The organism is Algoriphagus sp., from assembly GCF_046296635.1.
Lineage (GTDB): Bacteria > Bacteroidota > Bacteroidia > Cytophagales > Cyclobacteriaceae > Algoriphagus.
Genome location: NZ_JBKBKZ010000002.1, coordinates 66,715 through 80,324, shown reverse-complemented (window position 1 = coordinate 80,324; position 13,610 = coordinate 66,715). Strand labels below are relative to the sequence as shown.

At 42.2% G+C, this 13,610-nt stretch carries 10 protein-coding genes; 4 read left to right on the top strand and 6 right to left on the bottom strand.

Annotated features, from left to right (window positions below):
* The first annotated feature begins 129 nt into the window (after positions 1–129).
* Both ACK4HU_RS02490 and clpB read left to right on the top strand, forming a co-directional pair.
* Positions 130–1,062 carry a ceramidase domain-containing protein gene (locus tag ACK4HU_RS02490; protein WP_409803266.1) on the top strand — a complete coding sequence of 311 codons (933 nt, stop codon included), beginning with the start codon at positions 130–132 and terminating at the stop codon, positions 1,060–1,062.
* Between the two features lie 168 nt (positions 1,063–1,230).
* Complete coding sequence (gene clpB / locus ACK4HU_RS02485) at positions 1,231–3,849, top strand: ATP-dependent chaperone ClpB (protein WP_409803265.1); 2,619 nt, start codon at positions 1,231–1,233, stop codon at positions 3,847–3,849.
* Positions 3,850–4,203: 354 nt separating this feature from the next.
* Here clpB and ACK4HU_RS02480 read toward each other — a convergent pair whose 3' ends face one another.
* Positions 4,204–5,346 (bottom strand): ATP-binding protein, encoded by a 1,143-nt coding sequence (locus tag ACK4HU_RS02480; protein ID WP_409803264.1) that lies wholly within the window; start codon positions 5,344–5,346, stop codon positions 4,204–4,206.
* A 217-nt stretch (positions 5,347–5,563) separates the two neighbouring features.
* Between ACK4HU_RS02480 and ACK4HU_RS02475 the strand changes: the two genes are divergently transcribed.
* Both ACK4HU_RS02475 and ACK4HU_RS02470 read left to right on the top strand, forming a co-directional pair.
* Complete coding sequence (locus ACK4HU_RS02475) at positions 5,564–5,791, top strand: CPXCG motif-containing cysteine-rich protein (RefSeq protein WP_409803263.1); 228 nt, start codon at positions 5,564–5,566, stop codon at positions 5,789–5,791.
* Positions 5,791–6,360, top strand: a complete 570-nt coding sequence (locus ACK4HU_RS02470) for a pyridoxamine 5'-phosphate oxidase family protein (RefSeq protein ID WP_409803262.1) — start codon at positions 5,791–5,793, stop codon at positions 6,358–6,360. Before ACK4HU_RS02475 ends, ACK4HU_RS02470 begins: the two co-directional genes overlap by 1 nt.
* Before the next feature lie 129 nt (positions 6,361–6,489).
* Here the strand turns inward: ACK4HU_RS02470 and ACK4HU_RS02465 are convergent, their stop codons facing one another.
* From ACK4HU_RS02465 to ACK4HU_RS02445, 5 genes are all read right to left on the bottom strand, one after another.
* Entirely contained in the window at positions 6,490–6,681 is a 192-nt protein-coding gene (locus ACK4HU_RS02465) for a DUF6364 family protein (protein WP_409803261.1), read from the bottom strand.
* Positions 6,682–6,832: 151 nt separating this feature from the next.
* Positions 6,833–9,010, bottom strand: a complete 2,178-nt coding sequence (locus ACK4HU_RS02460) for a DUF5916 domain-containing protein (protein WP_409803260.1) — start codon at positions 9,008–9,010, stop codon at positions 6,833–6,835.
* Positions 9,011–9,076: 66 nt separating this feature from the next.
* A complete protein-coding gene (locus ACK4HU_RS02455) occupies positions 9,077–11,470 on the bottom strand; it encodes a TonB-dependent receptor domain-containing protein (RefSeq protein WP_409803259.1) in 2,394 nt (797 codons plus the stop codon).
* A 149-nt stretch (positions 11,471–11,619) separates the two neighbouring features.
* A complete protein-coding gene (locus ACK4HU_RS02450; protein ID WP_409803258.1) occupies positions 11,620–12,576 on the bottom strand; it encodes a calcium/sodium antiporter in 957 nt (318 codons plus the stop codon).
* A gap of 210 nt (positions 12,577–12,786) precedes the next feature.
* Complete coding sequence (locus ACK4HU_RS02445; RefSeq protein ID WP_409803257.1) at positions 12,787–13,365, bottom strand: NADPH-dependent F420 reductase; 579 nt, start codon at positions 13,363–13,365, stop codon at positions 12,787–12,789.
* Between the last annotated feature and the right edge of the window lie 245 nt (positions 13,366–13,610).

Below are 13,610 nucleotides of genomic sequence, written 5' to 3'. Positions count from 1 at the left end.
CTCTTAATTTTTAAATCAAACTCCGCTCTGGCGAAAACGCGCGTCATTCATTGTTTGGAGCCTAAGATTATCCGCTGAAATTTCCCATTTTTAGTTCTTCGAAATCAGATCAATCCAAGCAAAAAGTCAATGAAAAACTCTGTCCAACCAATTGAATTCCGCCGCCAGATAGGGATTGTTGAGCGTTTAAAATTAAACCAACTACCTGGATGGGTTCATGGAGTTGGAATGGGAGGAACAGGCATAGTTTTTATTTTTTCACTAATCCTATTCTTTATTTTCAAAGACGATCCAATATGGGCTGATTGGGTTCCCGCAGATGAATTTACATCTCCTGAATATGAGGAGCGTATCTATCCGGATAGCATCTTTCGCACTCGGATGAATACCTGGTCTAACTTGGTCTACATCTGTTTTGGCTTTTATGCCATTGCGTTGGCCATATACGATTGGAAAAGAAAACTTCCACTAGAGCGTGGCTACCTCTCCAATGCTCCGGCAATCGGGTTTTTATTTGGATTAGCAGGGATTTATTTAGGATTGGGAAGCGGATTTTTTCATGCCTCCCTTACCCGATATGGACAACAATGTGACGTGAGCGCTATGTACGCCATGATGATCTGCATGGCCGCAATTGCAATAGGAAGCTGGCTCCCTCGGATTCAACTCCCCCGAAATTCAAAAATCTATCCAAGTTGGCCAGTGATTGCTGTTTTGGTGGTTTATAGCTCAGTTTACTTCTCCTATTATAAATGGGAGTACTCCTTTTCAGTCATTTCCAATTACCTGATGGGGACCCTTTTTCTCTTTGCCGGAGTCAGTTTGATCCAGCCCGGGAAATACCTTCAGTTCAGATGGTTTATTGCTGGGGTAGTGTCCATTTTGCTGGGTTCGAAAGTTCGTGATCTTGATATTGCAAGTCGATTTACCGGACCGGATTCTCTTTTTCAGGGCCATGCTGTATGGCATTTGTTATCCTGTTTGCTCTTCGTGTTTTTGTATTTGTATTTCCGTTCCGAGGAGCGGGCAACAGAAAATGCAACTCAGAGGGAAAATAGCTAAAGTCAATTATACTTTCTGTCAAATTTCCTTTGTGAACCATAATTTCACTGCCATTTTTTCCATTTTTTATCCACAAACCCACTGATTTACAGCCATTCTGTCTGAATAATTGCCTTGGCGAAGGATTTGATCCATGGAGCAAGACAAGCATCCACTAACTAACCAACTATGGATTTTAAGCAATTCACAATCAAATCACAGGAGGCGATCCAGAAAGCTGCCGAGCTGGCCACTGGTTCCGGCACTCCGTCAATAGAAACAGCCCATCTGCTGAAAGGTATTTTTCTGGAGGATGAAAACGTCACGGATTTTCTTCTCAAAAAGCTGGGCACAAACAAGCAACTGATTGACCAAAAGCTTGATCAGGAACTGGCAAAACTCCCTAAAGTCAGTGGAGGAAATCAACAGCCTTACTTGTCAAATGCAGCAAATCAGGTACTGACCAAAGCGAAGGATTACCTCAAAACTTTTGGGGACGAATACGTTGCCATTGAGCATTTGCTTTTGGCAATATTAGCAGGGAGCGATTCCGTTTCCCAACTTCTCAAAAATCAAGGTTTGGCTGAAAAGCCGCTAATCGAAGCAATCAAGGAACTTAGAAAAGGAAATAAAGTGACCGATCCAAACGCAGAAAGCAAATACAGGGCTTTGGAGAAATACTCCAAAAACCTGAACGATCTAGCCAAAAAAGGAAAAATTGACCCTGTCATTGGCCGAGATGAAGAAATAAGGCGAGTACTGCAAATCCTTGCAAGACGGACCAAAAACAACCCAATCTTACTTGGCGAACCGGGTGTAGGAAAGACGGCAATTGTCGAGGGACTCGCACAGCGAATCGTCTCCGGTGACGTGCCTGAAAACCTTAAATCCAAATTGCTTATTTCTTTGGACATGGGCTTGCTTGTAGCCGGTGCCAAGTACAAAGGTGAGTTTGAAGAGCGACTCAAGGCCGTGATCAAAGAAGTGACTGATGCAGAAGGGGAGATTATCCTCTTCATTGATGAGATTCACACGCTGATCGGTGCCGGTGGTGGAGGAGAAGGCGCAATGGACGCTGCGAATTTGCTCAAACCTGCTTTGGCGCGTGGTGAACTCCATGCAATCGGAGCAACTACGCTGAAGGAATACCAGAAATATATCGAGAAAGACAAAGCGCTGGAGAGAAGGTTTCAGGCGGTGATAGTAGACGAGCCGGATGCGGCTGATGCGATTTCTATACTTCGTGGGATCAAAGACAAATACGAATTGCACCACGGCGTTCGAATCAAAGATGATGCGGTGATTGCCGCAGTTGAGCTTTCGCAGCGATACATTTCTGATCGATTCCTACCAGATAAGGCAATTGATTTGATGGATGAGGCCGCGGCAAAACTGAGAATGGAAATTGATTCTTTGCCTCAGGAACTAGATGAGCTGAACCGAAGGATCATGCAACTCGAAATTGAAAGAGAAGCAATCCGAAGGGAAAATAACCGGGACAAAGAAACTGTCCTAAGCAAGGAAATCGCTGAACTCTCCGAAAAACGTCAAAGCGTTAAAGCCAAATGGGAAAGCGAAAAAGCGGTCATTATGGGCATTCGCAGAGAGAAAGAGGTGATTGATAAGTTGAAGCTGGAAGCTGAACAAGCAGAGCGTGCTGGAGATTTTGGCAAAGTTGCTGAGATCCGATACGGCAAAATCGTGGATGCTGAAAAGATGCTCGATTCCTTTAAAAGCCAATTGGCAGAAATGCAGGCAGGTTCACCGCTTCTGAAAGAAGAAGTAGATCAGGAGGACATCGCTTCTGTAGTTTCGAAATGGACCGGAATTCCTGTCATTAAGATGATTCAATCCGAGCGGGAGAAACTCCTGCATTTGGAAGAAGAATTAGGAAAGCGAGTTGCAGGTCAGCGGGAAGCGATTGTCGCCTTATCCGATGCTGTGCGACGAAGCCGAGCTGGACTTCAGGATCCGAAACGTCCGATTGGCAGCTTTATCTTCATGGGTACCACCGGTGTTGGTAAGACGGAGCTGGCGAAAGCTTTGGCCGAATATCTCTTCAATGACGATAATGCCATGGTTCGGATCGACATGTCCGAATACCAGGAACGCCACGCCGTCAGCAGACTCGTAGGAGCACCTCCGGGCTATGTTGGATATGATGAGGGTGGACAGTTGACAGAAGCCGTACGAAGAAAGCCTTATTCTGTGATTCTTTTGGATGAGATTGAAAAAGCACACCCTGACGTATTCAACATCTTACTTCAGGTATTGGATGACGGAAGACTGACTGACAATAAAGGTCGATTGGCCAACTTCAAGAATACGATCATCATTCTGACGACGAATATCGGTTCGCACCTGATTCAGGAGCGATTTGCCGAAATGGAAGAATGGAACAAAGAGGAAATCTTGGAAAAGACCAAAGTCGAGGTGTACGAGATGCTGAAAAAAGCAGTGAGGCCTGAATTCTTAAATCGAATCGATGAAACGATTATGTTCGAGCCATTAAGCAAAGACATTATTCGAAAGATTGTAGACATACAATGGAGAGAAATTCAGAAGCGATTGTCTGAGGCAAATATCGAAATCGACGCCACAACAGAGGTTTTGGATTACCTAGGCGAAGTTGGTTTTGATCCAAACTTCGGGGCAAGACCGCTTAAGCGAACCATGCAGCGATTAGTCTTAAATGAACTTTCGAAGCAGATTCTATCAGGCTATATCAAAAATGATTCTGCTGTCTTGGTTGACTTGGATGCAGAGAATCAGGTTTATTTCAAGAATGTAGATCTGGTGAATGTATAATAGTGAGAGATAAACGCGAAATATGCTTCGCGAGATAAACTTCGCTGCGCTCAGTGAGATAGGCTACGCGAGATATACTTCGCTGCGCTTCGTGAGATAAATCCGCTTCGCGGATGAAATAAACTTCGCGAGATAGGTTAGAACCCTTAAGGTCTTTGGTGATCTTGAGGGTTTTATGTTTTGGGAAAGAGTTTTTTACACGGAGTTTTTTTGGTTTACCAAGGGCTGTGTCCTCACAGCCCTTTCAATAAAACAAGTTTTTTGGAATTGAGATCTGTGAAAATCTGTGTAGTTGATCCTTGGGAATCTGTGGGAGAAAACTAAAACATGAAAAATCAACAGGGCTGATCCAACTCACCCTCCAATCCAATCCAAATAATTCCCCGAGTGGATCACTTCAAAACTGGCATCCGGGTAAGCCTTGGCCCAAGCGCCAGGAGGTTTTGGAGTTTTGTTGAGCGTGTATTTGAACTCAAAGCTTCGCAAGTTGCTACCTTCTTCTTCTACCCAATCCAATTCCTGTTGATCATAAGTTCTCCAGAAATAGTTGTTGCAGTGGACTTGGGTATAACTCTGGAATTTTAGTCTTTCCGATGCCAAGTAGTTTTCCCAAAGTTCGCCGACATCAGTTCTCAGATTTAAGCGGTTGAAATTCTGAATTAAAGAATTTCTCACCCCATTGTCATAGAAATACCAACGACTGTTTTTGACGATTTCTTTCCTCAGGTTTCTGCTGAATCCACTGATCCGATACACTACAAATACCTTGGAAAGCATATCAAGATAGCGCTCCACGGTATTTTTTGACATGCCCAATTGCCTGCCTAATTCTTCCAGGGAAACTTCCTTCCCTATTTGAAAAGCAATCAATCGAAGCAAGGAATAAAGCTTGTCTGAGTTTTTGATTCCGTCCACCATTAGGATATCCTTTAACAAGTAATCGTTCATGATTTGGTAGAGGTAGTCCTCTTTTTCCTTCCAATCCGGATATTGACTTAATTCTGGATAGCCTCCGAAAATGAGTCGCTCTTCCCGTTTTTCCAGGGTAGTTTTATAGTCTTCTACTTTGGCGAACTCCATCTGAGCAAGTGGAAATAGGAACAGTGTATTCTTCCTTCCGACCAAGGGCTCGCCAACTTGCTGATGAAGGTCAAAAGCTGAAGACCCTGAGGCGATCACATGAATTCCATCGATAGAATCCACGATCAGCTTCAGAATCCTTCCAATATCCGGAATATGTTGAGCCTCATCGATTACCAAGAGTTTTTTACCGGACAAAAGCCTAGAATAATTAGCAACGGATCTTTCCTGAACTAATGCCGCATCGAGCACATCCTCTCCATTAAGGACGAGCGTATCTTCCGTTTTCCATTGAGAAATGTAATTTCGGATAAAAGCAGTCTTCCCCACTCTTCTGGGTCCAATTAGCATCAAAACCTTGTTTGGTCTGAGCTTCTTTTCGAAAACTGCTTGAATACTTCGTGGATAAATAGACATAAAATTGAATTAAACTACTGAAAATCAAGTCAAATTTCATTAAACGAAACGATAAAAGCAAGAGTAACTGACGCAATTAACGTTAATTCAGTCAATCAACTGACGCAATTAATATTAATTCCGTCAATTACTTGACTCAATTGATGTAAATTGCGTCAATTAGAAAGAGTCAAAAGTATAATTACCCCGTCAAATTAGACTTCATGTTAAAGTTGATATGGAACTTCCTCGAACCAACTCACCTGTTTATTGTTCCTTTTACATGCTCGAGCACTTCTTCACTTGCCCTCATTGCTTTCAGGAAATTTCCATGCTTTTAGACCCCTCAGTTTCCAATCAGGAATACATAGAGGATTGCGAAGTGTGCTGCAATCCCATCCAAATAAACGTCGAGATAGAGGAGGGCGAATTGGTATATTTCGAAGCAAATTCCATCGAACAGTAATGCTTTTTTCCGAAAACGAATCTCCTTTAGAAATCTGGAAATCCATAAGTCATGAACTCCACCGTGGAGCCTTGGATTCCAAGCATCCCTTTCGCTATATCAACCTGGGAACAATCGGAAAAACTGGTCCTGAAATACGGACAGTGGTAATCAGATCAATCAATACGAATTTAGAATTCTATATTTTCACTGATTTCCGCTCCGAAAAAGTTGCAGAACTCAGTGCCAATTCATCGGCTACTCTTCATTTTTACCATCCGGGAAAAAGAGTGCAAATCCGAATAAAAGCTACTTCAGAAATTCACTACCGAGATGACGTGAGCACCGCTAATTGGTTAAAAGTTCAGGGAGATGCACAAAAAGCGTATACCTCAAATTTGCCACCGAGTACGCCAATTTCAGATCCAAATCAAGGATTTGAATGGCCAGAAAATGGCGATGATAGTTTCTTTGCTGTATTGAAATTCATCCCAGAATCTATAGAAGCGCTACAGCTGAATGGGTTAAAACATTTGCGAATTCTATTTACGAAAAGTGAGAATTGGGAAGGTCAGTGGCTGGTGCCATAGCAAAGAGCTGGAAGACCGGAGACCGAAAGCCTGCCCCGATTTCATCTGCTATAATTTGTTTTTTAGCGGTCAGACCTGCAGGCAGGTGGCATGCCTCAGATAATCAGCCTAATGTGTGAGAAGCCTTTCTCAGGGACATTTCAGATATTTTTCTTCTAGGTTTTTTCTTAATTCTTCATTAAGATTAAAATCTACTGGTATTTCAATTTTTCCAGCGATACGACTTATTCGTTCAGAAATAGGCTTTTCATTCACCCTTGAATAGGTTTCCGCTTTTTCGATCCCAGCTTTATCCAACGAAAGTGTCAATTTCTTTTTCATCCCATTGAAGATAATAAAGAAACACTTATAAAATTGATTCAATTTAAAATGGACTTTTGATTTGCTTCGGTCTACTGTCCCCGCATCCTTCTTGGCTCTTGGTTCTTGCCTCTTTTTCTAAAACCTTATGTCTTACGTCTCAAATCTTACTTTATACATTCCACCAATAAGTAAACTTCAGCACAATAGACCGGTTTTTCACATTGACGGGCGCCGGCAGATAGTTGTCAGTATAGACAATAAACAAATCCGAAGCTGGTTTAAATCTCCACTGCAAGCGGGTGTTCAAGTTGATATTTTCGATCTGTTCATTGTATTGCATGAATGCCGTGAAAAACAAGGTGTTTGTCATCGTAACATCAACCCTTGGACCTACTAGCCAAAAATCTGTAGTGCCCCAAGGTTCGGGAAGATGAATCTGATTGAAGTTGGTGCTCAAAGCCAAACTCACATACGGCTGAAAACGATAGCCCAAATCTGCTGTGAAATTATACCGATTACCTCCTGCATAATATCCGCCCAATCGAGTCGAGAAGGCATAGGTAAATACACTTTGAGGCTTTGAGGAATACTCCATTCCCATTGCATTCCAGCGATGTTCTGTTCCGGACTCCAGGGTCATACCCGAGAAATTGGTCGGGTCAAAAGGCCTCTGAAGCTTTACATAATCATATGCAACCCAAGCCAATAGATTACTTTGACTTCGAAATCTAACACTGTAGGCGCCATAGCTGGTATTGTCTGTTTGCTCTCCATTCATGTTGAAAAACAAGGAAGAAAAGAAATCCGGTCCGTGACTTAGAATTTTTTGACTTTTTGGAAACCAGCGGTATCCGACCATTGGATTGATCCGATAGAATCCATTTCGGGGCACGAAGCCTACTTCTGCCGTATAGTTTTCCGACACATATTCATGCTGCCAATTCCAAGTCAGATTTCCGCTGGAGTATCGGAGGTTGGCGGCATGGACAATTCCATTTCCGACATTATCGGGACCAAAGGATTGCAGCACCATTGCTTTACCTGTCCAAAGATTGTTGGCGGATGCCAGATTATACTCCAAGCCGGCATTTCGGTTGAATTGGGAATAAATCGGAGATTCAGAATCTGAATTTGGGTTGTAGTTGAGCGACTGCTTGTTGACAAAAATCGCCCCGATATTTGATCTTGCACCGACTTGTCGTTGTAAGGCCATCACGGTGAAATTTTGTGACGGAAGCTCTGTCTCTGATACTTCTCCGGTTTGCATATTCATCGCACCGACTCGCCAATCTTTATTAATTTTTCCACTCAGTCGGGCCCCAAATTGGATGGGTGCATCTAGCCCAATTCTTCTGGAGAAAAATGGCCGAATGGTATTGTAACCAAAACCTGCAAACAAATCCCCATTTTCCAGAAAAAACTGTCTTCTCTCCGGAAAAAAAAGCTCAAAGCGATCGAGATTCGTGACTTGCCGATCTACCTCCACTTGGGAGAAATCCGGATTAACAGTAAGATCCAGATTGAGAGAGGAAGTCAAAGAAATTTTTGCATCTACTCCCACGTCTCTTCGGTATTTACTGGACCCCTCGCCTTGAAAATCTTTGCTCACACCCCCCAAGGCATAAGGAATAATGGAAATATTGGAGCCTGCATCGGGAGGAGGGTTGTCCCATACCAAAGTGCCTGTATAGGCCAGAGATGCAGAAGGAAACTGTCGTGGCACAGGCGCCCACCCTGACTTTTCGGTGGTTTTCAAATCAAGTCGGCTGAAATTGATCCCCCATTCGGTGATTCCTTTTTTATAGCGGATAGATTTGAATGGAATTGCGGCCTCAAAAATCCATTTATCCTTATAGTTTTTGACTTTTGACACCCACTTATTGTCCCAGCTGAGATCAATGCTGCCTCCACTGTGCATTTGACCATCCCATTGAGCCCCAGCAGCATTAGCTCCAAACGAAAAGCCATTGGTCATGTCATCAAACGGATCCATGAAGAGAAGGAAGTTGTCATTTTTCCCAAAACTGAAATCCCTCCTCAGCGACTCCACCATATAAGGCCCCTCCATCGCATGGTGATTGACGACGATCAGGTACAAATTATTTTCGTCATAACTCATCCGCACGTCTGTTTTCACCCGTGCAAAGCTGGTATCCATGGGGGTGATCATAAAAAAGTCAGTTGCTACTGCTGCATCTTCCCAAGCTTTTTCATCCAAAACTCCGTCAATGATGATCTCGGAACTTGCTTTTTGGATTGCAAGTCGATAGTTCGAATTGATTTTTTGGGAGAAAACAATGGATGTCAAGCCGAAACCTAACAGGACAAAGAGAACAAGGAAACGCATAGCTGCTGATGGGTAAAGGCAAAGAAAGTACAGGTCAATGCACTTCCACTGCCTCAAATTTGGGTTTTATTGCTTGATTCGGTATCCGAAAGTAAGATTGGTTTGTCTTCGGATCATTTGAGCCTCTCTTTCTGTGAAGAAGTTGAAGCCCTCTATGATTTCCCGATTGATTCTGGTATTAAATACATCTGTCACATTCAATACCAAAGTTCCCCGACCTTGTAAAATTCGTTTGCTGGCGGAGAGATCCATGAAGAAAATCCCCTTTCTTGTTCCTTGCGCAGTTTTTTGGCGTGCTTCATAGTTTGCTCTAGCTTGGATGTCCCATCCTTCACCAAAAGTAAATCGAGAAGTCTGCCGAAACAGCCAAGAATAGGTTTTAATCAGATCAGTCCTGCCAATATTGCTTGCATCAATTCTTGCGTGAAAAAAGTTGGCATTGAAGTCCAGTTTCCACCAGTCTTTCACGCGATAATCTCCGCTAAATTCTACCCCATAAGACTTTTCCCCGGTTAGATTTATCGGAGCAGTGACAGAGAATCCATTGTCCTGAACCTGCCGGATACGTTGGATTTTATCCACCGTATTTCTAAAATAAACCGTTGAAAAGATGGTCGCTTTTTCAAAATACTTGATGTGCCCCAATTCAAAAGCATCAGTGAACTCAGGGTCCAAGTCAGGATTTCCGCTGAAGAAATTTCGCTGATCTGAAAAGGTGACATAAGGACTCAAGTCGTTGTAAACTGGCCTTCTTACTCGCTTACTATAACTCAATTGAAAGGCATTTTCAGCCGTGACATTGTAGGTCAAATGAGCAGAAGGAAATAGATTGGTGCAAGACCGGGGATTATTTTCATTGGTTTCTACCAAGATCGTTTCTACATCAGTGTATTCTGCCCGTAGTCCTCCTTGATAACTCCATTTCCCTGTTTCGTTTCCAACAATTCCATAGGCCGCCAGGATATTTTCATTATACAAGAAGATATTGTCCAAGCCCGGTAGCGTGACAAAATCTCCGGATTCATTTTGCTCCTGAACCAGATAATCGTTTTCCATTTCCCGAAAACTGGTTCGAAGGCCCGATTCTACTTTTCCTTTGGCAGCAAAGGGCTTTACATAATCCACCTGAAGCAAATATTGATTTTCATATTCATCATTGAGGGAGGTCTGAATCAATTTACCTTCTGGGATCATCACACCTTGGGGAGAAAACCCATTTTCAGTAAACAGCTGATCCGACCGTTCCCAATAATTGAGGTAGGTAAAGGACGCAATAAATTCATGTCCTTTTTCCGCAAAAGTTCTTTTATAGTTTACAATTGCTTCTTTGTTGGGTTCTGCTTCCGTTTCATCTTGTCTTCGGAGTGAATAGCCCAGATAATTGTCAAAACTGTTCAAATAATCTTCATATCGAATGTCAGTGATCCGGCGGACATCACTTCTTCTCCAAAGGTAAGATAGGGTCAGGATGCTGTTTTCGTTAAAATAATAATCCAAACCCCCTCTCAGGTTATTATTCAGCCCGGTGATTGTAGTGGAATTATTTTGGCTCAAAATGGAAGTCGTACCATCTTCATTGTAGACTTCCTGATAGAGTTCGCTAATTCCCGGAGTACTTCGATAGGATAGTCCATAATTGATAAACCAGTTGATTCGATTGTGGCGGTAATTCAGATTTGTGGTAAATCCCGTATTTACGGGATATCCCGCTATCAATTCAAAAGAACCGTTAAATCCCTGTTTGCTGTCCTTTTTCAGAATAATATTGATGACACCGGCCATTCCTTCGGCTTCATATCGTGCCGATGGATTGGTGATGACTTCCACTCGCTCTACCATGTTGGCAGGCAATTGGCGAAGTCCGCTACTGCCTTTGAAGCTTACCAGTCCAGAAGGCTTCCCGTCTATTAGGATCCTGACATTGGCTGATCCACGCAGCCGGACATTTCCATCGGGGTCTACAGCCACCGAGGGCAAATTCATCAAAATATCTGAGGCATTTCCTCCGGCATTTGCGAGGTCTTTTCCAACATTGAAAACTCGCTTGTCGAGGGATAATTCCATGATGGTTTTTTCGCCCTGCACTACAATTTCGCTTAGGTCTGCGGCTGACGTTGAAAGACGGATTTCACCAAGATCCAGATTTTGATTCTCTCTTGTTAATGAAAAAAAATTGGTCTTATGAGCTTCATATCCCATGAATTCAATCAATGCGTAAAATTTGCCGAAAGGAACATCAATTGAGAATTTTCCGTTTTCTTCGGAGATCCCACCACCTACTAAGCTGTCTTTTTCAGTATAAATTCCAATCGTAGAAAATGGAAGCTGATCCGCACTCGAGGAGTCCAGGATGGATCCTCGGATCTTTCCCCTATTCTGTTGTGCGAATAATCCTTCAGTAAAAACTAAAATAAGAAAGCACGGAAGAATCAGTAGGTATTTCGTCAAAACAGGGTTCATAGGTTTGGCTTTCAGAGCTAATCCAAAAATTAATTGAAATTAACTGGTCAAAATTAGAACCAAACCAAGATTGGTTTATCCTGATTTTTACAGATGGCAAAAAAAGGGGTTCCGTTCTAGAAACTCCAAAATTCTTCACCCTGAACCACTCACAACTCCAGCATGACCAAGTAGGTAGTGTAAGAGGCAAAAACCATCAAGAGCAAAGCTGCCTGCCACTTATCCAGTTGGTGTTTCTTTCCAATAAACATTGACAGGAATAAAAATACGGTACCTGCCGAAAGCAAATAGATATCGGTATTAAAGGAAGGATTAAAGTCGAGTGGTCTCACTAGTGAACTCACTCCCAATACCAACAAGAGGTTGAAAATATTTGATCCGACAATATTCCCAATGGCGATGTCTGCGTTCTTTTTAATTGCAGCTACTACTGAGGTTGCCAACTCTGGCAAGGAAGTCCCCGCAGCTATAATGGTAAGCCCAATGATTTTTTCACTCACTCCAAGCGTTTGGGCAATAGAAACCGCATTGTCCACAACCAATTTTCCGCCACCTACCAATCCCCCAAGCCCGATAAGAATTAAGAACCATATTTTAAGCGTAGAGTAATCTTTGTTTACGGCACCTTCTACTACCGGGTCTGCTTTAAGTTGGGTTGCCACATAGTAAAGAAAAGCTGCAAATAAGACTAAAAGGATAAAACCGTCATATCGGGATAAGTTTCCAGACTCGGTCATGAAGTAATTATTGGCCAAAAAGAATAGAACAATGGCTGCTAGAAGCGAGAAAGGAATTTCCTTCCAAACCGTACTTGATTGTACAGCAAGAGGGGTGATCAAACCTGCAATTCCAAGGATAGCAAACAAGTTGAAATTGTTAGAACCTATCACGTTACCAAAGACGATTTCGGGGTAGTTACCAGATGCTGCAACCGCATTTACCACCAATTCTGGAGCTGATGTACCAAAGGCTACAATTGTTAATCCGATGGCAAGGTCAGAAATGTTATTTTTTTTGGCTAAAACAGAAGCTCCATCTACCAGCCAGTCTGCTCCTTTAACCAAAAGAACCAGACCAACAACCAATAATACAATTTGTAAAATCATAGGTTTGAGTGAGTAAAATCCGACAAAGAATGGATCTTTCAATTGATCCAGACCTCAAAGCTAACATTAAAATATGATCGAATTTTTGAACTTAGGATCAATCTTTTTGTGCCTTTGATGATGGAAAAAGTTTCCTCAATGTGAGTGAAAATAAAAAATCCAGGCTGATAGACCTGGATTCTTTATAGGAACACTTAAGTTTCCGATAAGTTAAATTGAAATCGCCATTTGCTCAATCTCTCTCGCAGCTTCTACCTTTCCTAAATCTTTTGATTTAAAGCCAAATTGGGCCAAAACTTCTTTTGCTTCAGCTTTTGCAGCAGCCTCATTTCCGCAAATATTCATCACTTGTTGTTTTGATTTAGCAGAATTGACCATTGCCTTGCTGTCAAAATAGTTGAAGGCTTTAACAAAATGCGCTTCGGGCACTAATTCTTGAAGTTTTTCCATTAATGATTCTTCCGCACTGGTAAAAAATTTACGAGCTCCGTCTTTGGACTTCTCGTCAGAAAGAGGATTAGTCACATCCAAGACAAGTTTGTCACTGATTCCGACCTTGACCTGCTCTACGATTATATGAGCTGCAGTTCCTTTAACAGCAAGAACGATTAGATCCCCAAAGTCAGCCGCTTTTTCAAAGCTTCCCACTTTTCCATTAGTGCCAGATTGCCAGTCTTGAAGTTTCTTAGGATTTCCGGTGCCAAGCATAACCTCATAGCCACGCTTTTCAAATGCATCGGCTAGAGTTCTTCCAACCACTCCTGAGCCTAAAACGCCTACTTTTTTCATTTATAATTTTTTAAAATAAAGGGATATTGCCTATCGAAAAGTTCATAGGCTTAATGATGACAGATTTACCTGAAAATCAGTTCCATTTTAAATTATTTTAGTTCTAATATAATTCTCTAACCAAATGCATTTCTTAACTGAGATGAAACTAGGTAAGGAAGCAAAAAGCCGAAACAAGCCATGTGACTTAACTGACAGCGTATTTCCACTTTCAAAAATGGCAACAAACAAAATTTTGAAAGAAG

Bases quoted from the DNA above. Each gene is read 5' to 3' on its own strand.
- ACK4HU_RS02490 (WP_409803266.1), top strand. From the start codon at position 130: ATGAAAAACTCTGTCCAACCAATTGAATTCCGCCGCCAGATAGGGATT.
- ACK4HU_RS02460 (WP_409803260.1), bottom strand. From the start codon at position 9,010: ATGCGTTTCCTTGTTCTCTTTGTCCTGTTAGGTTTCGGCTTGACATCC.
- ACK4HU_RS02470 (WP_409803262.1), top strand. From the start codon at position 5,791: ATGCTTTTTTCCGAAAACGAATCTCCTTTAGAAATCTGGAAATCCATA.
- ACK4HU_RS02480 (WP_409803264.1), bottom strand. From the start codon at position 5,346: ATGTCTATTTATCCACGAAGTATTCAAGCAGTTTTCGAAAAGAAGCTC.
- ACK4HU_RS02465 (WP_409803261.1), bottom strand. From the start codon at position 6,681: ATGAAAAAGAAATTGACACTTTCGTTGGATAAAGCTGGGATCGAAAAA.
- clpB (WP_409803265.1), top strand. From the start codon at position 1,231: ATGGATTTTAAGCAATTCACAATCAAATCACAGGAGGCGATCCAGAAA.
- ACK4HU_RS02450 (WP_409803258.1), bottom strand. From the start codon at position 12,576: ATGATTTTACAAATTGTATTATTGGTTGTTGGTCTGGTTCTTTTGGTT.
- ACK4HU_RS02475 (WP_409803263.1), top strand. From the start codon at position 5,564: ATGGAACTTCCTCGAACCAACTCACCTGTTTATTGTTCCTTTTACATG.
- ACK4HU_RS02445 (WP_409803257.1), bottom strand. From the start codon at position 13,365: ATGAAAAAAGTAGGCGTTTTAGGCTCAGGAGTGGTTGGAAGAACTCTA.
- ACK4HU_RS02455 (WP_409803259.1), bottom strand. From the start codon at position 11,470: ATGAACCCTGTTTTGACGAAATACCTACTGATTCTTCCGTGCTTTCTT.